This window comes from Globicatella sanguinis, from assembly GCF_002847845.2.
GTDB lineage: Bacteria > Bacillota > Bacilli > Lactobacillales > Aerococcaceae > Globicatella > Globicatella sanguinis.
On record NZ_CP126962.1, the window covers coordinates 575,755 to 600,352 of the forward strand.

Sequence of the window (24,598 nt, forward strand, 5' to 3'; positions counted from 1 at the left end):
ACAGAAGCGAGTAAGTTTCTGCCCAGTCTTATCTTTTAATTAAGTACCATACGATTTGAGTGGAGTGTTCCGAACAATGTCATGGAAAGCAGAGACTTTTCGCATTATCTTATTAATCCATCAGCAACAAGGAGCGGCAAAAAGTGTACAATCAAAGAATTATCATTTCGTCTTTTTACACCATCAAATACTAGCTATAATTTTTAAGCATCAGAAAAAAAGGGAGTGGGCAAGAAGTAGTCAGAAAACAAAAAGAGCCCCTCTCGGGACTCTAACACTCTCAATATATGATTATTTTGGCTCTATACTTTTTGGTGTGGATTTATAGAAATGACTCTGTTCATTCACACCTTTATAAATCAATACAAAAAGTCATGGAATTCCGATATAATCTAATTAGCGACTAAACTATTAGAAAAGAGGAACTCACATGACCTATTCAGATGATATCAGAAAATTACTTGAAATAACAGACCCTAATATCACTTTTATTGAAGGATGTTTGGATCAAGATTCCATTACATTGAACGGTGTCGTTTACCAGACTGTATCTGCTAAGCTTTCTTATGACCCAGTGGCTTGCCCCTGCTGTCATCAAAAAAATATTAATAACTCTATTTTGAAGCATGGCTTTAAGCAAGTAAAAGTAAAATATGCTTGTTCTCTTGCCTGTCCTAAATTAATTCTGCTAAAAAAACAACGTTTTATATGTAAAGCGTGTAAGAAAACCTTTATGGCACAAACCAATTTAGTAGAGCCAAATTGTCAGATTTCTAACTTACAAAAACAACTCGTAAAAGAACAATTGAGACTCGTACAATCTGCTTCACTGATTGCTAAAAATACCTATGTATCCATTAGTACGGTCGTTAGAGTACTCGATTCCTTGGAAACGCAGATGAAACCACAAACGAATACCCTGCCAACCACTTTATCATTTGACGAACTACGTACAACCAAATCATGTAAAGCAGAAATGTCCTTTATTTATGCCAATGCTTCTACTCACCAAATATTAGATTTATTAGACAGTCGTCAACAAGCGGATATCAAAAAACATTTTTTCCGTTTCCCATTGGACGTACGCCGTCAAGTTGAATGGATTACGATGGACATGAATCTTCCCTTTATTAGCATGATAAAGACACTGTTCCCATGTGCTAAGATTGTGATTGACCGGTTCCATATCATTCAATTACTCAATAGAGCCCTTAACAACCTAAGGATTCAAGTAATGAATCAATATAAAAAGAAACCCTCGAAATGTGATTATAATAAGTTGAAAAAATTATGGAAATTACTTCTTAAAAACCGAGAAGATCTAGATTTTGAGAATTATCAAACCCATCGCCTGTTCGATGGATTAGTGACTGAAAAAATGATGGTAGAATATCTACTTTCGCTTGATATAGGGCTTAGAAATGCCTATGAAAAAATAAATGATTTCAAATATGCCATTATGACACACGATGTCGAATTGTTTCATTATGAACTTCAAGAAATAAAAAAATATTCCTATCGTCAAGTGATTCGTACAGCGTTTAACACGATTACACGCTATCAAGAGTATATTACCAATGCTTTAACCGTCACATTGTCAAATGGACACCTGGAAGCAACCAATAATATCATTAAAACAATCAAACGAACAGGACATGGTTATACTAATTTTAGACGTTTAAGATTAAGAGCACGCTATATTTTGTTAAGTAAGAATTGCAAAAACCAAAACTATCGCCCTTTATATTTTAGTCAAGAAAAAGAATCCAAGACAGAGAAAACCGCATAATTAGAATAAAACGGCCGTTCAACACAATTGTGTTGAACGACCAAAAATTCCGTGACCCACACCATTTGACAAAGAGCCATTATTTTAAAGTGATATAGCCAATTTCTTGACCTTTGGTCACATTACCTGAAGCAGTTATTTTATACTCTTCAATCACTTCTGAACCATTTGTAAAGATAACGATCATCGCATTATCTTTACCTTCAGTTGCTAAAGCATCTAAATCAACTTCAGATATTTTACTTGAAGCGGTGACTTTGTCGTTTTCATTGACATCCGTTTCGAATGGTTCACCATTTAACGAAACAGTATCAATGCCCATATGTAATAAAACTTCTAACTCACCCGCTTTAAATCCTACTGCATGTTGAGTCGGGAAGACATTAACAATCGTCCCTTCTACTGGTGATGAAATTGAGCCATTTGTTGGAAGGACAGCAAAACCGTCTCCCATCATTTTTTGAGCAAAAACGACATCGTTTACTTGTTCAATATTGATTAACTCACCATCAGCTGGTGCATATAATTTTATTTCTTTAATTACAGGTTCTTTTTCTTGTTGTTTTTTCTTGAAAAATCCAAACATTTATATTAGCTCCTATCATAGTATAGTAGCTATATTATAACATACCAAATCATAGTAGTAAAAAAATAATCGCTAATTTTTTCAAATAAGTGTATAATAAAATAGGTATGAAAGCGAGGTTAAAAAATTTATGAATTTTGATATTGATATTTTAGAATTAATCCGTATTTTAATCTTGAGTATAGTCCAAGGGATTACGGAATGGTTACCGATTAGTAGTACAGGTCATATGATTATTATTGAAGAGTTTTTCTCACTGACTTCTAGTCCAGAATTTAAGGAATTATTTTTTGTCTTAGTACAACTTGGATCGATTATGGCGGTAGTCTTACTTTACTTTAATAAGTTAAATCCTTTTTCATTTAAAAAATCCGCACAAGAACGTAAGGACACTTGGTTTATCTGGTTTAAAGTCGCGGTGGCGAGTATTCCAGCTGTCCTATTTGGACTTGTTTTAGATGATTATATGGAGATGTATTTTAATAAACCTTTAGTAGTTGCCGCTATGTTAATTGTTTATGGTTTTGCCTTTATTTGGATAGAAACACGTCAAAAGAGTCGTCACTCTCATGAGATTAATACTTTCCAAACATTAACCTTTAAAGACGCCTTTTTAATCGGATGTTTCCAAGCATTAGCCATTATTCCGGGAACCTCTCGTTCAGGTTCTACCATCTTAGGGGCATTGTTACTTGGTACTTCTCGTTTTATCGCCACTGAATTTTCTTTTTATATGAGTATTCCCATTATGTTTGGAGCAAGCTTGAAAAAACTGCTAAAATTTGGTTTAGTCTTTAGCCAAGCTGAATTAATTTATTTAGGTGTCGGTATGTTCGTCGCGTTTATCGTTTCCGTTATTGCGATTAAATTCTTACTTAATTATATTAAACGAAACGACTTTAAAGCCTTCGGTTATTACCGTATTATCTTAGGTTCCATTATCATTTTATACTTCTTATTTACTGGAAGATAAACCTATAAAAACTGACCGCTACTTAGCCGATTGTTCTCGGTTAAATAGCGGTCTTTTTTTGTTATTGATGCCATTCTATATGGTGTTTAGCTAATAAATCATCAGCTGCTTGTGGTCCTTTAGAGCCAGCTTCATAATTAGGGAAATCGGGTTCTATCTTTTGCCAATGACTAAATAAATTATCGATATATTTCCAAGCGTGTTCCACTTCTAAGTAATGGGCAAAGTGACTCTTGTCGCCTAAAATACATTCAAAAATTAGACGCTCATAATCTTGCGGTGTTTGTGCTAATTGTTCATCTGTATAATAATATTCAAACGGAATGCTATAAGTATCATGTGAATAGCCAAATACCTTTTGGTTAACTAATAAACGATAACCTGTTCGCGGAGCAATTTCAATTCTTAAATGATTTCCGGCAATACCTTCCATCGTCGGTTTAAATTGAACATCAATTAAAGTCGATTTAGAATTGACACGTTTTCCTGTTCTTACGAAAAATGGTACACCCTCCCATTGAGGTAAATCCACTTCAACTTTCGCTGCTAAATAGGTTTCAGTATTGGAATCACTGGCCACATTCTCTTCCTCACGGTACCCTTTAAAATCCGCGGCAGGACCATATTGTCCGCGAACAAAATTGGCTTTAACTTCTTCGGTTGTCTTCGGTAAATGAAGTGATGCAAGTATTTTAATTTTCTCTTCTTGAATCGCTTCTGCCGAATTATCTTTAGGTGCATCCATCGCTAACAAAGCCAATAATTGTAAAGCATGATTTTGAATCATATCACGAGTTGCCCCTGAGTGATCATAATATTCCCCACGGTCTTCAACTCCAACCTCTTCTAACAAACTAATTTGGAAATGATCAATTCCCTTATTATTCCAAATATCGCTGAAAAGACGGTTGTCAAAACGAATATTGCGAATCGCTTGTACCATTTCTTTGCCTAAATAATGGTCAATACGGAAAATTTGGTCTTCATCAAATGCTTGATTTAATTTTAGTTGGAGTTCTTGCGCTGACTCTGTATCATGTCCAAATGGTTTTTCAATTATTAAGCGATTATACCCATTTTCCGTAATCAAGCCTTCCGTTTTTAAATGTAAGGTAATGGTTGGGAATAATGCAGGTGATAATGAAATATAGAAAATACGGTTCCCATCGGTTTGGTATTGTTGATCAAGCTCTGCTTGAAAAGCTTTTAAATTTTGATAATGTGCTTTATCATTCACATCATGGGATAAATAATACATATGCGTTAAGAATTCTTCCAAATGTGTTGCATCTTCTACTTCTTTTGCGACACTTTGTCTAACAGTTTGACGCATATCCTCGTGGCTCCACTTAGTTCTTCCAGTTCCTATCAAGGCAAATTGTTTCGAAAGATGACCATTCTTGTATAGTCGATAAATTGCGGGATATAATTTACGCGACGCCAAATCTCCAGTCGCGCCAAATAGTGTCAAAATTAATTTATTTTCAGTCATGATACCCCTCCGATATATTTACTCATTATATTATAATCTATCACTCACAATATCTCAATTATATCTTTTAAAAACAAATAAGAGAAGAAATTTGATTACAATTAGAGCTTAATCAAAAATTCTCCCCTTATCGATCTGGATTAAAAAAATCTGTTAATTGGGTTTCAATGAGCTTTTATTATTGTTACCTATTTTTTTCTATTTATATTTTGAGTTCTCTCTTTTGTAGGGTTATACCTAATCGATTAAATGGCATTAAATAGTGATGTAAGAAGCCGCATGAATCGATTAATTATTTTCCACGACGTTTGCCTTTATTTTTAGTGTCACGTAAACGATTTTTCTTCTTCACAACTTTTTTCTTAGATTTCGGTTGATTGGCTCTACTTTTTGCTTGCGCCTTGCGTTTAATACTTTGCTCTTTTTCAACTTCAATATTCGCTAATCGTAACGCATCACGTTCTTCAATCGTCACGAGTTTTCCTTGATAATAAGCGCGTTCTTGTAGGTTAACCCCTTCATTCATTAATATATGAGCTAAATTCCTAAACTCTTGCTCATTTAATAATGATAAGACGGTTCCTTTATTACCCATGCGACCAGTTCTACCAGAACGGTGCAAGTATGTTCGAGCATCGTTGACGCGATTATAGTGAATCACACATGGTAAGTCTGCTATATCAAGACCTCGTGCTGAAACATCGGTTGTCAATAAATAAGTAGCTTTGCCTTCTCTAAAAGCATTAATAGCATGTTCACGCTCTAATTTTGACAATTGTCCATGTAAAGATACAACATTAAGACCATCATAAATTAATTTGGCTGCCACTTGATCCACTTCATTAACTTGCTCAAAAAAGACAATGGCTTGCATTCCCTCAACATGTGAAAGGCGTTTTAAATATTGAATCTTTTGACGATTTTGCACAATCAAACCAAAATGTTCGATATTATCTAATGACTGATGGTCTACGTTTACGACTCGAACACTTTCTCCCATCTCGACTGCCACCTTAACTAGCGCTGGACCAAAAGTAGCTGAAACCCAAACTTTTTGCACATCACGCATTAATTTATTAGTAAACTTTTCAATGGTAATGGCTTGCTCATCTTCATATAAGTAATCGGCTTCATCATAAACGATGGCTTTGACTAAATGAAGTTTTAATTTACGCGATTGCTCGCTTAACTCATATAAACGACCAGGAGAAGCCACAATGACTTCCGGTTTGTCTTTCAGGGCATTAATTTGGCGTTGCATATTGGCACTACCCAGAATTGTTAGGACTTCAAGTTCTTTGGCTCGCCCCCAAAGTTCAGCTACCTCTCCAATTTGCTTAACTAATTCTTGTGATGGCGCTAAGACTATTAATTGCAAAGTATTATTTTTTTCAACTTGCGCTAATAATGGTAACAGATAGGCTAATGTCTTACCTGTTCCCGTTGGTGAAACAGCTATCACCGATTCACCACTTTGAATGATGGGATACAACGCTTCTTGTATGGGACTCATTTGCTCGAAACCCTGCTGGTCCCATATCTTTTTAAAAGGTTCTTGAATAAAATTTGCCATATTGACTCCTTAATTAAATTTTAGATTGGCTGATTTTCTTAATTGTTCCATGACTTGTGCAACTTGTAAACTCATCTGCTTCCAGTCTTCATAACGAACTTTTTGCTGAATATTATCGGGATCTGTCAATACTTCTGCAAAAGCAATTAGTTCATCGTACATAACATTTTCTGGGCGATAATCGATTACTTTAGCCTCTTGTCCCGCTTTATTAATTAATTTAACACTCGCAATCCGAGTAATGCCCTCAATCACCACTGTTTCATCATCGAAGTAAATCTCAGATGGCATAATCGAATGAACGCCTTTAGACATAAAGATATTTACTTGAGAATGTTTATATTTTAAAATCGCATTACCAAATAAGTCAATTTGATTTGGACCTTTAACGGTATGGTAACTGACGCTATCAGGCATACCGAATAAATCCAAGGCTACATATAATGGATAAACACCAATGTCCATTAAAGTACCACCCGCAAATTTTGGATTAAAAATATTTGGTTGCTCTTCTTGACCCGCCATCGCTTGAATATATTGTTCATAACGAGAAGAATATTGACCAATATTAAAATTAGCCCCTAAAAATGGTTGTGAATGTCCCTTTTGTAAATTTCGAACTAATTGTCTTAAACGTCGATAATTGCGATTGTGGTAGTGTACCGCTGCCTCAAATACTTTAACTCCTTGCTGTTCAGCATATTCATGGATTTGATACCATTCACTAACCGAAGCAAAGGCCGGTTTTTCAACAATCACATGTTTCCCAGCACGAATCGCTTCTTTCGCGTACTGAAAGTGCAAACTATTCGGACTCGCAACATAAATAACATCAATGGTGGGATCATATAATAAATTATTTAATTGATCACAATAATAATCAGCTTGATAAAACTTAGCAATATCACGGGCATTTTTGGCATTACGAGAATAGATTCCCTTAATATGATATCGTCTCGTCAATTTTAGAGCTTGAATAAATTGTTCGGTAATCCAAGAAGTACCAATGGTGCCGACATTTAACATGGTCATTCCTCCTATTTCATAATGCGTCGATAAATCGCTAATAATAATTCATATAAAATAATGACACTGACAAAATAAATTAAAAATAGATTTTCTGGTAAGACTAAGATAATTGGATCGACTAAAGGGTCAAATAACCATAAATCGTTTCGGAAAAAAACTTGATGGAATAACAAAAAGATTTGATCAAAGGCAATGACCATTAAAAAAAGTAAAAGAAGCGGAAAATAAACCGCTAATTTAGAGAGTTGATATTGCAATTTTTTGACACCTAATTTGTTAGTAGACTGATAATTCCATCCTAAAAATATCAAGCCACAAATAGTCAAAACAAAATTAGCTTGCATTAAATATTTCACTTCAACAAAATGTTGGATACCAGCAGCGGAACTCGAAAAATCAGGAAAATTAAGGGTTTTAACTTGAGGTAGAATTAAAAAGTCCATCATATGTTCGATATTCACTAATAATTGTGTTTTGGTTAATCCGACTGGCGTAGCTAAATCAACAAAACTTAAATAGCCACGATAAATCAGCCCGCCTGATAAGATGACAATCGAAATTGCCAAACTTATAAATGCAACAATCATCAACAACACGCGCATGAATTGTTTGAATTGAATCATATTAAAGCTCCCATTGCGATAAATCTTCCACCACATAGGTAGGTGGAATCGGTAAATTGGCAACATCTTCCGGATGAGTCACACCTGTTAATACCAACAGTGTGTCCATTCCATTATCAATCCCAACACGAATGTCGGTTTCGTAATTATCTCCTACCATTAACACTTCATCGATTGTCAGACCTAATCGGTGTAGGCAGCCTTCTAAAATAGGACGATGTGGTTTCCCCATAATAATCGGCTCTACTTCCGTCGTATGTTGGATAAAAGCAGTTAACGCACCTGAACTCGGCATCATACCATTTTCTGTTGGAATACGACGATCGGTATTGGTCACAATAAATGGAGCGCCTTGGCGAATAGCATTAGCGGCTGTTGCTAGTTCATGATAGGTTACTTCACGATTAAGTGCTTGCACTACCACTTGCGCATTTTCTGTTTGATCAATCTGATAGCCGGCATCTTCAATCAATTTTTTAAAGGAAGGCTCGCCCACTACATGGACTGTTTGTCCTAGATGATGTGCATTTAAATAATCAATTAAAGCTAATGACGAAGTATAAACATTTTTTGGTTCAGCTGGTAAATGATAATTATTTTGTAAATTTAAGGCCACTTCTTCCGGCGTTTTCGTTGCATTATTCGTCATAAATAAATAGGGTATCTCTTTTTCATGCAACTGTTTAATAAAGGCTTCTGCCGTTGGAATTCGTCTTTTTCCAAAATATACGGTTCCATCTAAATCAATTAAATAAGCTTTATACTTTTTCATTGAATGCTCCTTCTAAGGTTGTTGTTTAATAATAAAATTTCGTTTGTTAGTACGATGAGTTTGTTTTTGTTTTGATTTCACCACTTTATTGGCTTCAAAATCAGCTTTTTTGTTTTGTGATGTATGTTGCTTTCCTAATTGCTTAATTTGAAAAGCTTGATTTTGTTCACGTTGGTTATGACGTTTATGGCGTGATTTCCGTTTGGTTTTCTCATTATTCGTTGTCAATGAATTTTGTTGTTTTTGATGAATCGTATTAATAGGATTTTTTGTAGGTCGTTTCGACTGTGGCTTAGCCTGGCTAATTCGTTCTCGCAATTGATTGTATTTAACCAATGCTTCTTCTTTTGCTAAAACAAAATAACGGCAACCGAAATTACAATATTCTTTTAAATAATCATCTAAGTAATCAATGATTTGTTCACGTGGCACCTTACGACGATTAATTTGATAAAAACCCCTTAAACGTAATTGTTCAAAGCCCCAATCACCTACAATAAAATCAAAACGTTCAAAATACTCTTGATACCTCGCTTCAAAAGCACCAAAATCAAAGCCTTCGCGATAATTGGTAGCGACATGATAAATTTGTTCATTGATTTGAATAGTGGTCTCATCAATTTGATGAATATTTTTTTCTGATACATCTTCATCATGAATAATCGAGGTTAAGATGGATTCAATTTGATCAGAAATCGTATCGATAGATTTTTTAGACATCAAAAATCTCCTTTCAAGGATAATATGGATAAATTTCATTATTGTATTGAGTTAACATTCTTTATTATAACAGTAACCACACTAGAAATGAAGAACAACTAAAAAAAAGAATCACGATTGAATAAGGAGGCTAAGCATAAACTTGAAAAATTTAGTTAATATAAAAGTTACAATAAGATTACCCAATTTGTTGCACGTAACTTTCCCCAGTTACAAAAACTATTGAGGTAATCTTTTTTTCAGTTTTGAATTGTGCAAGGATACAAGACTATTTTACTAAACAGAACAACACTCTTTGCTTCTTTCATATTTCGATGCATGTCGGTTCGTTGGCTTGTGAAACGAATTGAATATAATACTTCCATTACCTTATTTAATATGAAAATTTATTATTCACAGGCCCGTGTCTTATTTTGAGACATATTTTGCTTAATTATTAAGAATTTATCAAGTTTTGCGAATTATTTTTCGAAATTTTATGAAAATGAAAATTCTACTCAAAAACGACTGTTTTTGTGTCTCAAAATGAGACACGCTGAAAATTTATGAAAACAAAAATTGGGTGTTTTTTGGTTTTTTTACTGTTTTTGAGCATTTGGAAAGCTTACATTGTGAAATTACCTTTCCTATGAAAATGTTTAATCGCTTTTAGAAAAATGAAAGTTTGTGAAAAACTATTTAGTGTCGAAAAAATGTTAAATGACTGCATAGAAATTTTTTGAGAAGCAAAAGACAGCATTTTTAAATGATTCATTAGCAAATAACAACATAGCAATTCATTTCCAACGCAACAATTATCGTTTTAAAGCGATTGCTGAATAAATGAAGAGGCTGGGCATAAACTTGATAAATTTTAGTAAAATTATTGTTCGTTGATGAATAGCGCAGGGTTGAGTGGTCTCAAACGGCGTCTTAAAGAGATTGGTCCTCAACTTGGTAAATTCAATCAACTTATTGCTCGGTAATTAAAAGCGCAGTGGTTGAGTGGCCTCAAACTACGTCTTAACGAGGTGAGGTATCACTTTGATAAATTCAATCAAGTGATTGCTCGGTAATTAAAAGCGCAGTGGTTGAGTGGCCTCAAACGGCGTCTTTCGACTTGTTTGAGGCCTACTCAACTGTGCGGGGGTAGGCCAACGAAGCGAAAATTATTCAATTTTCTACTTCTGGTCTACTCCCAACTGTGCGGGGGTAGGCCGACGAAGCGAAAATTATTCAATTTTCTACTTCTGGTCTACTCCCAGCTACCAACTGTTATCTTTTGTCGCCATCATGCGCTTACTGATTCAATCCACATTTATTAGGTTACTACACTGTATATCACAATCCAAGCATCAAAAAAAGCTGGTCAGAAATCATACATTTCTATCCAGCCCTTAGCTTTATTCCAATCTTAGTTTAAAATTTAATCGGTCCTTGAATTAATAATAGTCCCAATGCAAAGATCCCTAATGCTAAAATAGCAAAAATAAAATTAGCAGGAATTCTAGGGAGTTCAATTTTTAATATAAAGCCCACTAAACATAATCCAAATGCTAAAATCCATAGATACATCACCAAGTCGGTGGGTGCTATCCAAGTTAAAATTGATAATAATGGTAACACCATCGCAATCGACACTAATGGTAAACCATAGACAGAACTTTCTTCTACTTCACCTTGAAGCTCCAAAGGCCGATTATAATGAGCAATTCGAGTCGCTACTGCTAGTAAATAAAAAGCAGCTACCATTACCGAAACCACGCTTTGATTAGTAATCTGCACTAACAAAACGCTCGGTGCCAATCCATACGTTACCATTTTACTTAAAGAATCCAATTCAATTGCAAACGATAATTCTTCTTCTTCCAAATCTTCTTGGTATTGATACGCTCCATTAAAAAAGTGGATGATTGCTCCAATAATAATCGACATAATGGCATAATGAGTCTCGCCAATCATGGTAAATCCTACTGATACTGACCCAAAAAACAGAAAAATAATGACCAATAGATTTGCTTTATTTAAATTTCCTAAAATCATGGTATCCCTCCTAAATCCTATTTACATCTATATTTTATCTAGTTTTGAAAACTATTTCAATCAATCTGCTAAAAATTGCCATAGAAATATTTTTTAACAGCGAACTTTTAAACATGATTGATCGATTATATAGAAATGTTCTTGATAGCCCGGTCATCAAATATCCCTAAATAATTGCACTTTCACCATTATTTTTATATACTTAGGTAAAAACCAAGGAGGTAAAAAACATGAAATGGAAAATACTTGCTGACTCCGGATCATGCATCAGACATGAAGAAAAAATAACCGATGAGATTGGCTTTCAAGTGGTTCCCTTATTAATTAATATTGGTACCGAGTTATTTATTGACGACGATCTTAGTAAAGTTCCGGATTTAATGGACTCTATGGAACATAGCAAATTAGGTTCTTCAACCGCTTGTCCGTCACCTGATACTTACGCTTCAGCTTTTATGGATGCAGATATTATTATTTGTTTTACAATTTCGGGTGCTTTATCAGGAAGCTTTAATAGTGCTCAATTAGCCAAAAACCTTGTTTTAGAATCACACCCTGAAAAAAATATTCAAATTATTGATACTCTTTCTGCTGGGACTGAAATGGATATTTTAGTAGATAAGACGATTGAATTAATACAAGCAGGCAAATCATTCGATGAAGTCGTGACAGAAGTAGAAAATTATCATCAATCAACTGGTTTAGTCTTTATGCTAGAGTCAGTTGATAATCTAGTAAAAAATGGTCGCTTAAACCGTATAGTGGGTGGGATGATTGGTTTACTGAATATTCGCTTAATTGGTGTTCGTAGTGACGTTGGTCAAATTGAAGTCGTTCATAAATCAAAAGGGGAAAAACGTGCACACAATTCAATTGTTGACGTACTTACCGAAGCTAACTTTAATAATGGACGTATTGATATTTCACATTGCTTAAATGAATCTGGTGCCTTAAAACTAAGAGAGGTCATTTTAAAATCATTTCCACAGGCAACCATTAACATCCGTCCAACCAGTGGCTTATGTAGCTACTATGCGCAACGTGGTGGTCTAATGGTCGGTTATGAAACTGTATAGAAACTGTATAATAATAGCGTTTGAAGATGGACAATACTTGATAAATTCATTCAAGTGATTATTCGAAACTCATCAGCGCAATGGGTGATAGGCCTCACACTACGTCTTAAAGAAGTTAGGCATAAAGTTGATAAATTCAATCAAGTGATTGCTCGATAATTAAAAGCGTACGGGTTGAGTGACCCATACTGCGTCTTACAGACTTGTTTGAGGTCTACTCACCTGTGCGGGGGTAGGCCGACGAAGCGAAAATCGAATGATTTTCAACTTCTTGCCCACACCCTACCTACTTTTTGTTTGAAGCACAATTAAACGCTGACATAACAATCTCACACTTTGCTAGTACGTCTTTATCTGAAAAGCTGAACGCCTTGGTAATCAACTAAAAAATCGATAAAATAAAAATGGACAAGATCTAAAAGTTTTAACACTTTAAGCTCTTGTCCATTTATTTAATAACTAATCTATTGTCTATTTTTGTTGATAAAACTAAAGACAATAATTAAAATAACTGCTCCTAAAAATGAAGCAATAAAACCTGTATCATGGAATAAATACTCGCCAATAGCTGATCCTAATAAACCGGCGATAATGTTCCCAATAACACCACCAGGAATATCTTTACCTAAAAGTAAGCCAGCTAACCAGCCAATTATCCCACCAATAATTAAATTTACTATCATCGTAACCTCTCCTTAAATGAATGTAACACCATTATACCTTAGAACAGCACAATGAGCTAATAATGAACATAGTTAGATAGTGTCAAATTATTGTTGGTTTTCCTCTACCATACTTTTTACTAATTCTCTGAACCCGGTTTCATGGATTCCATATTTTAATCGATATCCTTGATAGCCAGCCTCTAGCGGCATGGGAGGTTCTGGAAGTCTTTAGGGAGGCATTTCCACCCGATAGCCAATCCAGTCTCGCTAGACGCCAGTACCATGCCGTTGCTCGCTATCAAGCATTCACTTCATCGCCTTTAGCTATCATTATGAAGACTGGCTTCAATCTACTATATTTCAATAACCAGCGATTGTCCCAAAAGCCTGGCGACTGCGTGTGTTATTGGAATAGTGTAAGATGGCTACTTTACCACTCCAATCATACTGACGAACGTATTTCCGCCCCACACGGCCATCTAATTTCTCTACTCTTCTTTTTCTTTCTTTTGTTTTAATTTGATTTGTTACCCAAGTTTTTAAATCGCCACCATTTAAGTCATAAGCACGGGCTTTAGCGATGTTTTCTGCTCCTGTTGTACTCCATCCTAGCGGTCGCGAACTTAAACGAGCACTTAACCAATGGCTGACGTGACCTTCGGCACTACAACCGATATATTGAGGGTCCCTTTGTCTTTGAATAGAATCCCAATTTCCTATCAGATAGCGACGGACCTTTTGAAGCGTTTGTTTCGAAGAGTCGGGTAGCGACGGATCGCTGAGTCGCACTTCGAAGTAGTCCTGTAAATAGCCTTTTTCACCTGTATAAAGCCAACGATGTAAAGTGGCGTATAAATGATCATTACTGATACCAACACATGCCTGACGAAGGTATTTAACCGTATGATAAGGGTCAAGAACAAAGCGTGTTTGAGTCGGTAGATAGTCCAACCCTTTCTTAATCCAGTGAGCCCCGTCTCCACTTAAATAAAGGGTCGGACAGGCTGCTAAATCGTATTGTTGGTCGAGGTAGTAATAAACATCTTCCCACAATTCCTCGCTATCTTCGTATAATCCTGTGAAGATGCGACTAATATTTAATTCTTTTCGGTCACTTGATTCTAAATTTTCTTTGTATCCTTCGTGAACATACGCCAAGCGCATTTCCCGATTCTTCCCATCTTGATAAGCTACATGGTCTTCATCGGCTTCAATATATAAGCAGTCTACCTGACGCTTTGCTTCCACTGGCAACGCAACAGAATCCGGGCGATACTTATGCACAATATTCTTGACTGTCTGGCGACTATAAATCCCGATATGTTCGAAGCTATCAATGGTCTCTTGATAAGAATGCTTACTAGCCTTCTCGTAAATGGCTGCTTCTAGCTCGAGATCCACGCGCTGGTGAGGCGTGAGCGATAAGAAGTCATCCAATAAATAGCAGAACTCACCCGTTTGTTTATCTTTGTAATAACGCCTTGAGAGTTTAATGTCACCAATCAGTGTGGAGATTGTTTTTTCATCATCGCAACGATGAACGCTATATCTTGCTTTTCTTGCAGGACTTTCAAAGAGTGATTCCTCAATTGTTGTACAGAGATCTTCTCCTAAATCGACTGAGAGTTGACGCATCGTATTGCTAATGGTTTTGATGCATGTTGAAAAATCTACTTCACCTTGAATCGCTTGATTATATAAATCTGCCATCATTTCATTAATTTTTTGCATAATTTGTGTTATAATACTCATGGATAATCCTCTACCTTTCTGTGTGTTTTAGCTACTTACAGTATAGCAGAGGATTATCTTTTTTGCTTTTAGCTGACCAACAGTTATTTTACACTAAGCATAGTTAAAAATATTAGTTAATACCTTGATGCTACTGAATCCATCCTATTAACTCTCCCTATCAAGATGTTAACGCATCGTCACAAATTCTTCACTACCCGTAGGGTGAATCGCAACGACTGCATCAAATTGTGCTTTAGTAGCCCCCATCTTCATAGCGACACCGAAACCTTGAATCATTTCATCAACGCCTTCACCAATACCATGTAAGCCAATCACTCTTTCTTCTTCACCTACACAAACTAATTTAAAATAACAGGGTTCACGATGCCAAGCAGCACTAGCGTACATTGAGAAGAATTTAGTACGGTAGACTTTAACGGCATCTTTTCCATATTGATCAACTGCTTCCTGTTCAGTTAAACCAATCGTTCCAATAGCTGGATGACTAAAAATAACCGTTGGAATCATGTCATATGAGATGGCAGAAGTTGTCGCATCATTAAATAAATACTCTGATAATTGACGTCCAGCTTTAATAGCTACCGGCGTTAAATCAGCCTTACCGATTACATCACCTATCGCATAAATATTTGGCACGGTTGTTTGATGTCCTTCATCGACTTTAATATGACCCGATGGCAATAATTCAACATCCGTGTTTTCTAAACCTAATTGGTCGGTATTAGGTTGACGACCAATCGCCATAATCACTTTATCAACGGTTAAGATGACTTTATCCCCAACTAAACAATCAATTTTATCCCCATTTTGGCGATATTCCGTTATCGTGGTATTAGGAACTAAAGTAGGACCATTTTGAGCCATCGCTTCTACTAAACTTTCACCTAACATTTGATCAAATTGTCGTAATGGACGGTCATATCTGACTACTAAATGGGATTTGACACCAAGTGAATGTAACGCACCCGCTAATTCAACGGCAATATAGCCGGCACCGATAATTGCCACGGTCTCTGGTAAACTATCCCAATTGAAAAAGTCATCAGAAGTATCTACTAATTCAATCCCTTTGACCTTAGGTAAACTTGGACGACCACCGGTCGCAATCACAATATGTTTCGCTTCAAGTACTTCGCCATTAACTTCCACTTGATTATTATTAAGAAATTTAGCAAACCCTCGGTAAACATCAATGCCATTTTTTTCAAATCGATTGCCATAACCATTACGTGAACGGCTAACATAACCATCACGCGCTTCTAAAAATTTTTGATAATCAAATTGTACATTGTCAGCAGTAAAGCCATATCCTGGTCCATAATGGCGAATGGCCTCATTTACTCTGGCAGCATACCACGTTACCTTTTTGGGCACACATCCCAGATTAACACAAGTCCCACCAACTAAACCACCTTCAATGACTGCAACTTTAGCACCATATTCAGCTGCTCGATTGGCTGCTCCACTGCCGCCACTACCGCCACCGATGGTAATTAAATCATATTGTTTCATATTCATCCCTCTTTCATTCACTATCAAAATAACGATAGCATATTTTAACGATAACTGAAATATTTTTGCCTAAATAAAATTACTTAACAGGTGCAAATAATTCATGAAACTGCTATAATACCGTTTGGTGATAAAAATATGAATAAAACAAAACAAAATATTATGTTGGAAGGCGACATTACCAAAACAATTATTGCCCTTTCAGCCCCTCTGATGTTTAACAATTTAATTCGAACTCTTTATAATTTAACCGATGGTCTCTATGTGGCTCAGCTCTCTTCAGATGACTTTGCTGCTACCGCTTTTGTTTGGCCACTAAATTTCCTATTTATTTCTTTAGGTATGGGAATTGGCGTCGGTGCCACTACTTTAATCGCACAGCGCTTAGGCGCTCGACAATATGAAAAAGCCAATCAATTTGCCCAAAATGCGCTCAACCTCTCTCTAATTATTGGCTTACTCGTTTCGATTATCGGTTATATTTATTCAGCAGACTTTGTTAGCTGGATGGGTGGCACGGGAGAATTCGCGCTTAAAAGTACGACATATTTAAAAATTAATTTCATCGGTCTCTTTTTCGACTTTGGTTATTTTGCCCACCAAGCGATTCTCAACTCTGAGGGAAACAATAAGACTATCACGATTATTAGTACCATCTCCTCCTTGATTAATGTAATTTTAGATCCTATCTTTATTTTTAAAACCATTCCCTTAATTAATTTACCTGGTTTGGATATGGGGATTGCAGGTGCCGCTTGGGCGACAGTCATTTCTAAAATGATTCTTTTAATACTAGCCGCTTATGTGGTTAAACGTCAGTCACAAGTTAAAGTACGTCTACTAAATCGTGAATACCATTTTCCAATTATTCAAGAATTAACTAAAATTGCGCTCCCTTCAGCCTTAGGTTATAGTGGTGCTGCCATGGGATTTACTGTTTTAAATGGCTTAATCCAATCATATGGGACGGATACTTTAGCAGCTTTCTCGATGGGCAATCGCTTATCTGATTTATTAACACAACCACAAATGGGGATTGGGATGGCTTTAACTTCTTTAATTGGCCAAAATATCGGAGCACAACAATTTGATCGTGCCAAAGCAATCTTTAGACGCACTAATTTTATTATTGGATTCATTTCAATTATTTCTTCATTTGTTATTTATTTCTTTAAACAAGATTTACTATCACTGTTTATTACCGATATGAGTAATCAAAATCTTTGGAATCAAGCCATTGAATATTTGATGTATAGTACGTTCATTATCTTTTTTATGGGATTCTTCTCTTCTTATAATGGGGTCTTCCAAGGGATGGGTAAAACCAATTATTCGATGTTCATGTCAATCGGTCGTCTATGGTTATTCCGCTTACCACTCATCTGGTTATTCAGTAACTTTAGTAATCTTGGTTCAACCGGGATTTGGATTTCAATGCTGTTATCAAATGGTTTAACCGTCTTAATCGCGGCTTTTGTCTACCATAAAATCGATTGGAAACAATTGCAAAAAAATTAATTCAAAAAAACTTGAAGGTGTAAAGGAAAAATACTTTACAGGGTGATAATAATCTGATACAATACATACTTGTGAATGATATTTATGGAGGTGAAATGAACATGGCAGTTAAAATCCGTTTAAAACGTATGGGTGCTAAAAAACAACCATTCTACAGAATCGTTGTTGCAGACTCTCGTTCTCCACGTGATGGTCGTATTATCGAACAAATCGGTACTTACAACCCACTTACAGAGCCAGCTACTTTAGACATTAAAGAAGAATTAGCTTTACAATGGTTAGCTAATGGTGCACAACCATCTGATACCGTTCGTAACTTATTCTCTACAAAAGGTATTATGACAAAATACCACGAATCAAAAAAATAATTGATTAAAAATGGAAGTCTTTTGACTTCTTTTTTTTTACAAAAAATTCGAAAACGGTTCATATTTTCAAATTTTATTCAAGCCTTTTTCACCCACTCCAAAAAAATTAATGATATAATTAAATCATAAAGAGGAGGAGTTTATTATGAAACTTATGAAAAAAATGACCGTGGTCTTAGCGTTAAGTTCCTTAGCAATTGTCCCAATTAGCTCTAGTGTCATCTCATTAACAGAAGTTCAAGCAACAACCCCAGCCACTGCACCACAACGTGAATTATCATTAGGTGCATCTTTAACCGCACAAGAAGCTGAGCAAACCAAACAACTATTAGGTGCTAATAATTTGCCTATCGATAATACAATTTATGTTGACGGTACTGTCGTTAACCAATATTTACAAGATGGGTCAAATCAAAATACCGGTGTTTTCTCAAGTGCCTTAATTGAAAAATTACCAGAAGGTTCTGGTGTGCAAGTACAAGTCATTACCCCACAAAACATTTTAGTGGTCAAACCAACGACTTATCAGAATGCAGCCATTACTTCAGGTGCCAAAGACGTACTCATTAAAATCGCAACTGTTAAACCGGTAACCGGTGAAGGTGCGTTAGCAGGTGTTTATGCTCTCTTTGAAAAAGCCGGCTTAAAAGTTGATCAAAAATCAATCGTCGTCGCTGAAAAAGAGATTCAATTAGTCGAACAAGCGAAAAAAGAAAATCAAGTAACAGATGTTCAAATCAATAAAATTATTGTCGAAATGAAAACCCAAATTACCAATACAGTGGTAAATAATCAAGAAGTTAACATTGACACTATTGTTCAAACCATTATCAATAACAATCCGGATATTAAATTATCAAATGAAACAATTGAGTTCTTAAAACAAGTCGCAAAAGATTACTCAGAAACTGAAGCGGCTAAAAATAAAGACACCGTTGATCAATTAGATAAAAGTATTACCGAAGATGCTAATAAGCCATATGCAGTAGACTTAAATCAATTTGGTGGCTATGCCACATTCAAACGTGATGGCGAAGGCATTCCACAAAATATTCAAGTCTCATTATTAGATAAACGTGTTTATTTCATGGACAGCAAAGCTACTTATGAATTAACAACCGAAAATATTGACACTAAAGAATTGACAGCTATTGCTCAAGATGGATCAACCCGTCAAGTAAAAGTCAACACCGTTTTACATTTAAAACCTGTTGCTGATACCGGGGCAAAAGAATCCGAAGATTTATACTTATTCTTCAACAATTCTGGTACGATTTCATTATTAACACCAGATTACAGCGGACAAGCTGGTCAAGAAGGTATGTTAGAATATGTTCTAACTGAAACACCTACTCAAACTGATGTTGAAGAACCTAGTTTAGAAGACTTCCCATATATGGTTGATTTAAATATTTTACAAGATAAAACTTACTTCGTACGTGAAGGTATGAATATTCCTAACGGATTAAACTTAGCTAAAAATGATTTAACCTTAGCTTACGATTATCCGGAACAAGAATCACAAGTATCAAATATTGAAATTACCAATATTCCAACTCAAGACATTCGTGTCTTCTCTGCCGATGGTTCTGGTATTCGCGATATTAAAGTAAATACAGTAATTCGTTCAAAACAAGGTAGCGAAAATCTATTCCTATTTGTTAATAAAGATGGTGGTATTTCATTAGCGACACCAAACTATGCTGGTAATGTTGACGAATCCGAAAAAGATGTCATGTTAGAATACTTAGTAGGTACTCAACCTGAAGCACCAGCTGAAGAAACAACTGAAGCGCCTGCCGAGGAATCAACTGAAGCACCTGCTGAAGAAACAACTGAGGCGCCTGCCGAAGAAACAACTGAGGCTCCAGCTGAAGAAACAACTGAGGCACCTGCTGAAGAAACAACTGAGGCACCTGCTGAAGAAAATACAGATGATTTCCCTTATATGGTTGATTTATCACATATAGCTGGTGAAACACCATTCTTTAATCCAGGAATGAATATTCCAAATAATATTATTATCAATACTGACGCTAACTCTGTTACATTTAAAGCTGCTGATGGTAGCGAACCAGTTGGAACAGCAACCTTTACTAAGATTCCAACCAAAGAAATTCGTATTTTCTCACATGATGGATCAGGCATTCGTAATGTCAAAGTCAATACCGTCATTCAAATTGAAGGTATTGAAGGAGATTTCGCAAATGAAATGTATCTATTCCAAAATGCGAACGGTGGTGTCTCACTTGCAACGCCAAATTACGCTGGCAATGTAGAAGAAGCAGATAGAGATGTCATGATTGAATACTTAGTTGGTGAATATGTCCCTGAAGATAATTCTGATAATTCAGGAAATGAGGAAGCGGTTGACCCAAGTCAATATCCATTTATGGTTGATAAGAGTGAAGTATCAAGTGACACTCTCTTTGGTAATGACGGCATGAATATTCCAAACGAAATCACATTAAATTCATCAGAGGGAACCGTAAGCTTTGTCTACCCTGGTACAGAACCACAAAAAGGCGAAATAAAATTTGAGGTAGTCCCAGAAAAAGAAATTCGTGTCAATTCACATGATGGCTCTGGTGTCCGTAATGTTAAAGTCAATACCGTTATCAAAGTATCGGGGCTTGAGGGAGATTTAGCTAAAGACATGTATCTCTTCCATAATGCTCAAGGTGGAATTTCTTTAGCAACACCAAATTATGCTGGTAATACCGATGAAGCAAATCAAGATGTGATGATTGAATACCTCGTTAAATAACCATTTTAATCAATTGCTACCACCTATACAATAATAGTATAACTTAATTTTTAATTAAGAAACTTAAATCAAAAACGACTGGAATTTTCCCATTTCCGGTCGTTTTTATTTTTCTTTTCACAAACGAAAATTGCTTATACAGTATTTAAGTGTTCTATCATCATTGATTCATCATTGATTCTACCACTCTTTTAAAACTATTTTTTATCTAACTTTGTGAAAAATATATAATACTAACAAACTCATTCAATTAAAATTCTTATTATTTTTTTAAACATTTTGAAAAGCTTATCATTTTACTTTGAATTTAAATTTAGCTATGCTTTAAGTAGTTAATATGAGAGGAGAGAATTAGAATGAAAAAATCATTATTAGCTAGTACATTGATATTGTCATTGTTAGCCGGTACTTTTGTACCAACACTTGCCCCTGCTTATGCAGAGGAAACAACAACAGTTTCTGAAGATGAAGCAGAAACTACAGCAGCAGAAACCACAGCAGAAGAAACTACCGTAGCAGAAGAAACTACCGTAGCAGAAGAAACAAGTAGCGCAGAAGAATCTTCCGAAAATAATGAAAGTTCTGACGGAGACTCCGATGATACTGATGACAATGAAACAAATAATGAAGAAACACCTGGAAACAATGAAGAACCACCTGCCAATGATGATGAGGCCGAGGATGAAGCTGATGCAGCCGATTGGGAAGCTTTTCAAGCTAAATTACAAGAAATATTAGAAGCTGAAAAAGTAGATGTTTTATATAAAAACTTAAAACCAATCAATTTAACTGAAAATGTTGACGGCATTGATATTATCATCAATGGTTATTACTACTATGAAATAAGTAATTTCGATGTTGACTGGGAATATGTTTTCGGTGATCAAACAGAAAAAGGTGGTGTAATTGTCTATGATATCACCTTAAAAAACACAGGTGATCAAGACCTTTACCCTGTTCCTACCTTCGATACGACGGTGACAGGTAATGAAGATTATATTTCGCATAATAATTCTTTAGTGAAAGAATCTCAATCAATCACTTGGTTATTCCATACCGATAATGAAGGTGTCTTAGAAGCGGGCAAAGAAATTCGTGGTTTCTATCCATTAGCGATTACACCAAATACAATGGAAAAAATTGAAGCCGAAGGTATTGGTCTAATGGAAACACCATCTGTTTATACCTCTGAAGATTTTGAAACTGAGACTTTATTAGCTCGTGGAACTAACATTCGTATTCCATTTACTACTAAAGGTGAAGAAATTGCAGCTGCAGCCGCTGATTTCTATCCTGATGTCTTCACATTAGAAAATTGGGGTAATAAAACGCTCGTTGATGAAGTTGAATTAGGTGAAACCATTGAATCCCAAGGTTTAACTATTACGGTTGATAGTTACCAATTAACAGAATTAGAACCAAATGAAGATTATAAAGATCGCTTTGCTGACTTTGAAGATGGTGCTTATTTATTAACGCTAGCTGTCACCTATGACAACCAAACTAAAAAAGATTTACAGTTAGATTCGGTTTCAGGTACCTTAGTATTAGCTGATATGATTAAATACTATAGCGAAGGCTTATTAGAGCCACGTTTAGAAAATCGTGAATTACCTGCTGGTGAAACAGCCTCACGTTACCACACATTCTTAATGGATGGCAAAACTTATGAGAAATTCGCAGAAGATGATTGGGTATTAGAATTAAAACCTCAAGATACAGATTTTGACCGTTTAGGTGAAAAGGATATTTTCTTCTTTAATCTTAAATAATAGGGTTAAAATAATTTCGGCTTTGGACACGAAATACATTATTTCTTGCCAACACTAGTCAATTAAATACTGAGTAGTTATCAAATGACTTAATAACTACTCAACTCGGGAGTGATCAAACGTAGGGAAATTCAGATGATTTTCTACTTCTAGCTCACTCTCTTTTTCTGTACCAGTTCGGTACATTCTTCCACTCGCTAAGAAGCGATGGCTATTGTCTATATTTTTTGTAATAATATTAAGTATCATCAAGCACTTTGACTCATTTGAAAAAAAAAACGGAAAGAAATGTTGATTTCTTTCCGTTTTTTATATTAAAATTGATAATTATCATCCTGAGTGCGATTGGCTTCTTGTTGCTTTTGTTCGGCCGTTATTTGCAATAATTTATCTCTTAAATCAAGCTCCATTGCTTGTAACTCTTGTTCAGCTAAAGCACGTTGGCGACGCCCTTCTGATTGAATTTGCAAGGTTTCTTCTAAAGTTTCAATTAAGTTAGCTTGCGTTTTTTGTAGGGTCTCAATATCAATCACACCACGTTCAGATTCTCGCGCGGTATCGATAGCACTTTGTTTCAACATATCAGAGTTCTTTAATAATAAATCATTCGTTGTTTCCGAAACTTGACGTTGAGAAACTGCAGCATTTTGTTGTCTTAATAAGGCTAAAGCAATGGTTATTTGGTTTTCCCATAATGGAATCGCCGTATGCACAGATACTTGGATTTTTTCAGCTAATGCTTGGTTCGTATTTTGAATCATACGAATTTGGGGTGCTTGTTGAATCGTCATTTGGCGAGTTAATCGTAAATCATGCGTTCGCTTATCCAAACGATCTAAAAATTGATTTAAATCATTGACGACTTGAACATCCATTTGACTATTACTTTTTTTAGCCTTTTCAATCGCTTCAGGTATAATTTTTTCTTGTAATTCTTGCATTTTAACTTCGCCGGCAGCGATATAAATATTGAGTGCTTCAAAGTAATCTTTATTCTTCTCGTATAATTGTTCTAACATTAAGTTATCGTTTAATAACTCGTTTTTCTCACGTTCTAAACGGATGGCTACTTTATCAATTTGGCTACCGATTTTTTGGTATTGTATTTGTGTTTCGGAAATTGAAGCTTTCACCTTTCCAAATAATCGTTTAAAAAGATTAGGTTCAGCGGTTAAATCTTTTGGATTAGATTTTTGTAATTGAGTCATCAATTCGGTTAATGAATCACCAATTTCTCCAGTATCTTTTAATTGAACACGATTTAACATTGAATGTGAGAACTCACTTAATTTCTTTTGGGCATTGGAACCATAAGCAATGACAGCATTCATGTTGGTTTCGTCAATTTGACTAGCTAAATCTTTCGCTTGCTTTTGACGATGTTCAGGTAAACGGTCAATCAGTTTACTATTCGTTATTTGACGCTTCGATAACATTTGAGCATCTAATAAATCTTTTTGAACACTTGTTAATTCATCATGGGTTGTTTTTTCATCAAAAGGATTACTAATTAATTCCTCAACTTCTGATGATGTCGCTTCGCCAATTAATTCATCAAATAAGCTTTCAGTATCTTTTTCAGCCAT

The 24,598-nt window shown here is 35.4% G+C and carries 20 protein-coding genes; 8 read left to right on the forward strand and 12 right to left on the reverse strand.

Going from position 1 to position 24,598, the window contains the following annotated elements; all coding sequences use genetic code 11:
- Positions 1 to 76 precede the first annotated feature (76 nt).
- Together CYJ72_RS02455 and CYJ72_RS02460 are read left to right on the forward strand one after the other, a co-directional pair.
- Positions 77 to 328 (forward strand): hypothetical protein, encoded by a 252-nt coding sequence (locus CYJ72_RS02455; RefSeq protein ID WP_284630292.1) that lies wholly within the window; start codon positions 77 to 79, stop codon positions 326 to 328.
- Positions 329 to 430: 102 nt separating this feature from the next.
- Positions 431 to 1,789, forward strand: coding sequence for an ISL3 family transposase (locus CYJ72_RS02460; protein ID WP_284630293.1), 1,359 nt, complete (start codon positions 431 to 433; stop codon positions 1,787 to 1,789).
- A gap of 79 nt (positions 1,790 to 1,868) precedes the next feature.
- Here the strand turns inward: CYJ72_RS02460 and CYJ72_RS02465 are convergent, their stop codons facing one another.
- Positions 1,869 to 2,375 carry a PTS sugar transporter subunit IIA gene (locus CYJ72_RS02465; RefSeq protein WP_276649741.1) on the reverse strand — a complete coding sequence of 169 codons (507 nt, stop codon included), beginning with the start codon at positions 2,373 to 2,375 and terminating at the stop codon, positions 1,869 to 1,871.
- Positions 2,376 to 2,505: 130 nt separating this feature from the next.
- Here CYJ72_RS02465 and CYJ72_RS02470 point away from each other — a divergent pair, with 130 nt between their 5' ends.
- Positions 2,506 to 3,348: an undecaprenyl-diphosphate phosphatase gene (locus CYJ72_RS02470; protein WP_284630294.1), complete on the forward strand. Its 843-nt coding sequence runs from the start codon at positions 2,506 to 2,508 to the stop codon at positions 3,346 to 3,348.
- 61 nt (positions 3,349 to 3,409) lie between these two features.
- On the opposite strand, the gene zwf is transcribed toward CYJ72_RS02470, so the two are convergent.
- The 7 genes from zwf to CYJ72_RS02505 form a co-directional block, all read right to left on the reverse strand.
- Positions 3,410 to 4,840 (reverse strand): glucose-6-phosphate dehydrogenase, encoded by a 1,431-nt coding sequence (gene zwf / locus CYJ72_RS02475; RefSeq protein ID WP_071408866.1) that lies wholly within the window; start codon positions 4,838 to 4,840, stop codon positions 3,410 to 3,412.
- 292 nt (positions 4,841 to 5,132) lie between these two features.
- Entirely contained in the window at positions 5,133 to 6,413 is a 1,281-nt protein-coding gene (locus CYJ72_RS02480) for a DEAD/DEAH box helicase (RefSeq protein ID WP_284630295.1), read from the reverse strand.
- Between the two features lie 9 nt (positions 6,414 to 6,422).
- Positions 6,423 to 7,439 carry a Gfo/Idh/MocA family protein gene (locus CYJ72_RS02485; protein ID WP_101812936.1) on the reverse strand — a complete coding sequence of 339 codons (1,017 nt, stop codon included), beginning with the start codon at positions 7,437 to 7,439 and terminating at the stop codon, positions 6,423 to 6,425.
- Between the two features lie 11 nt (positions 7,440 to 7,450).
- On the reverse strand, positions 7,451 to 8,065 hold the full coding sequence (locus CYJ72_RS02490; RefSeq protein ID WP_066125321.1) for a TIGR01906 family membrane protein: 615 nt from the start codon (positions 8,063 to 8,065) through the stop codon (positions 7,451 to 7,453).
- A 1-nt stretch (position 8,066) separates the two neighbouring features.
- Entirely contained in the window at positions 8,067 to 8,837 is a 771-nt protein-coding gene (locus CYJ72_RS02495; protein ID WP_066125319.1) for a TIGR01457 family HAD-type hydrolase, read from the reverse strand.
- Between the two features lie 12 nt (positions 8,838 to 8,849).
- Positions 8,850 to 9,557, reverse strand: coding sequence for a YutD family protein (locus tag CYJ72_RS02500; protein ID WP_066125317.1), 708 nt, complete (start codon positions 9,555 to 9,557; stop codon positions 8,850 to 8,852).
- Between the two features lie 1,398 nt (positions 9,558 to 10,955).
- On the reverse strand, positions 10,956 to 11,579 hold the full coding sequence (locus CYJ72_RS02505) for a CDP-alcohol phosphatidyltransferase family protein (RefSeq protein WP_071408870.1): 624 nt from the start codon (positions 11,577 to 11,579) through the stop codon (positions 10,956 to 10,958).
- A 230-nt stretch (positions 11,580 to 11,809) separates the two neighbouring features.
- Between CYJ72_RS02505 and CYJ72_RS02510 the strand changes: the two genes are divergently transcribed.
- On the forward strand, positions 11,810 to 12,655 hold the full coding sequence (locus CYJ72_RS02510; protein ID WP_284630296.1) for a DegV family protein: 846 nt from the start codon (positions 11,810 to 11,812) through the stop codon (positions 12,653 to 12,655).
- Positions 12,656 to 13,119: 464 nt separating this feature from the next.
- Here CYJ72_RS02510 and CYJ72_RS02515 read toward each other — a convergent pair whose 3' ends face one another.
- From CYJ72_RS02515 to gorA, 3 genes are all read right to left on the reverse strand, one after another.
- Positions 13,120 to 13,338 (reverse strand): GlsB/YeaQ/YmgE family stress response membrane protein, encoded by a 219-nt coding sequence (locus CYJ72_RS02515; protein WP_174519415.1) that lies wholly within the window; start codon positions 13,336 to 13,338, stop codon positions 13,120 to 13,122.
- 342 nt (positions 13,339 to 13,680) lie between these two features.
- Entirely contained in the window at positions 13,681 to 15,072 is a 1,392-nt protein-coding gene (locus CYJ72_RS02520; protein ID WP_284630297.1) for an ISLre2 family transposase, read from the reverse strand.
- Between the two features lie 168 nt (positions 15,073 to 15,240).
- On the reverse strand, positions 15,241 to 16,587 hold the full coding sequence (gorA, locus tag CYJ72_RS02525) for a glutathione-disulfide reductase (protein ID WP_284630298.1): 1,347 nt from the start codon (positions 16,585 to 16,587) through the stop codon (positions 15,241 to 15,243).
- 138 nt (positions 16,588 to 16,725) lie between these two features.
- Here gorA and CYJ72_RS02530 point away from each other — a divergent pair, with 138 nt between their 5' ends.
- The 4 genes from CYJ72_RS02530 (at position 16,726) to CYJ72_RS02545 (ending at position 23,012) form a co-directional block, all read left to right on the forward strand.
- Entirely contained in the window at positions 16,726 to 18,105 is a 1,380-nt protein-coding gene (locus CYJ72_RS02530; protein WP_284630299.1) for an MATE family efflux transporter, read from the forward strand.
- A 101-nt stretch (positions 18,106 to 18,206) separates the two neighbouring features.
- Complete coding sequence (gene rpsP / locus CYJ72_RS02535) at positions 18,207 to 18,473, forward strand: 30S ribosomal protein S16 (RefSeq protein WP_066126553.1); 267 nt, start codon at positions 18,207 to 18,209, stop codon at positions 18,471 to 18,473.
- Between the two features lie 145 nt (positions 18,474 to 18,618).
- Positions 18,619 to 21,240 carry a DUF1002 domain-containing protein gene (locus CYJ72_RS02540; protein ID WP_284630300.1) on the forward strand — a complete coding sequence of 874 codons (2,622 nt, stop codon included), beginning with the start codon at positions 18,619 to 18,621 and terminating at the stop codon, positions 21,238 to 21,240.
- A 356-nt stretch (positions 21,241 to 21,596) separates the two neighbouring features.
- Positions 21,597 to 23,012 (forward strand): DUF5068 domain-containing protein, encoded by a 1,416-nt coding sequence (locus tag CYJ72_RS02545; RefSeq protein WP_284630301.1) that lies wholly within the window; start codon positions 21,597 to 21,599, stop codon positions 23,010 to 23,012.
- 314 nt (positions 23,013 to 23,326) lie between these two features.
- Here the strand turns inward: CYJ72_RS02545 and CYJ72_RS02550 are convergent, their stop codons facing one another.
- A complete protein-coding gene (locus tag CYJ72_RS02550; protein WP_083513124.1) occupies positions 23,327 to 24,598 on the reverse strand; it encodes a toxic anion resistance protein in 1,272 nt (423 codons plus the stop codon).

Excerpts from the sequence above, each read along its gene's own strand:
- CYJ72_RS02455 (WP_284630292.1), top strand. The coding sequence starts at position 77 with ATGTCATGGAAAGCAGAGACTTTTCGCATTATCTTATTAATCCATCAG.
- CYJ72_RS02460 (WP_284630293.1), top strand. The coding sequence starts at position 431 with ATGACCTATTCAGATGATATCAGAAAATTACTTGAAATAACAGACCCT.
- CYJ72_RS02465 (WP_276649741.1), bottom strand. The coding sequence starts at position 2,375 with ATGTTTGGATTTTTCAAGAAAAAACAACAAGAAAAAGAACCTGTAATT.
- CYJ72_RS02470 (WP_284630294.1), top strand. The coding sequence starts at position 2,506 with ATGAATTTTGATATTGATATTTTAGAATTAATCCGTATTTTAATCTTG.
- zwf (WP_071408866.1), bottom strand. The coding sequence starts at position 4,840 with ATGACTGAAAATAAATTAATTTTGACACTATTTGGCGCGACTGGAGAT.
- CYJ72_RS02480 (WP_284630295.1), bottom strand. The coding sequence starts at position 6,413 with ATGGCAAATTTTATTCAAGAACCTTTTAAAAAGATATGGGACCAGCAG.
- CYJ72_RS02485 (WP_101812936.1), bottom strand. The coding sequence starts at position 7,439 with ATGTTAAATGTCGGCACCATTGGTACTTCTTGGATTACCGAACAATTT.
- CYJ72_RS02490 (WP_066125321.1), bottom strand. The coding sequence starts at position 8,065 with ATGATTCAATTCAAACAATTCATGCGCGTGTTGTTGATGATTGTTGCA.
- CYJ72_RS02495 (WP_066125319.1), bottom strand. The coding sequence starts at position 8,837 with ATGAAAAAGTATAAAGCTTATTTAATTGATTTAGATGGAACCGTATAT.
- CYJ72_RS02500 (WP_066125317.1), bottom strand. The coding sequence starts at position 9,557 with ATGTCTAAAAAATCTATCGATACGATTTCTGATCAAATTGAATCCATC.
- CYJ72_RS02505 (WP_071408870.1), bottom strand. The coding sequence starts at position 11,579 with ATGATTTTAGGAAATTTAAATAAAGCAAATCTATTGGTCATTATTTTT.
- CYJ72_RS02510 (WP_284630296.1), top strand. The coding sequence starts at position 11,810 with ATGAAATGGAAAATACTTGCTGACTCCGGATCATGCATCAGACATGAA.
- CYJ72_RS02515 (WP_174519415.1), bottom strand. The coding sequence starts at position 13,338 with ATGATAGTAAATTTAATTATTGGTGGGATAATTGGCTGGTTAGCTGGC.
- CYJ72_RS02520 (WP_284630297.1), bottom strand. The coding sequence starts at position 15,072 with ATGAGTATTATAACACAAATTATGCAAAAAATTAATGAAATGATGGCA.
- gorA (WP_284630298.1), bottom strand. The coding sequence starts at position 16,587 with ATGAAACAATATGATTTAATTACCATCGGTGGCGGTAGTGGCGGCAGT.
- CYJ72_RS02530 (WP_284630299.1), top strand. The coding sequence starts at position 16,726 with ATGAATAAAACAAAACAAAATATTATGTTGGAAGGCGACATTACCAAA.
- rpsP (WP_066126553.1), top strand. The coding sequence starts at position 18,207 with ATGGCAGTTAAAATCCGTTTAAAACGTATGGGTGCTAAAAAACAACCA.
- CYJ72_RS02540 (WP_284630300.1), top strand. The coding sequence starts at position 18,619 with ATGAAACTTATGAAAAAAATGACCGTGGTCTTAGCGTTAAGTTCCTTA.
- CYJ72_RS02545 (WP_284630301.1), top strand. The coding sequence starts at position 21,597 with ATGAAAAAATCATTATTAGCTAGTACATTGATATTGTCATTGTTAGCC.
- CYJ72_RS02550 (WP_083513124.1), bottom strand. The coding sequence starts at position 24,598 with ATGGCTGAAAAAGATACTGAAAGCTTATTTGATGAATTAATTGGCGAA.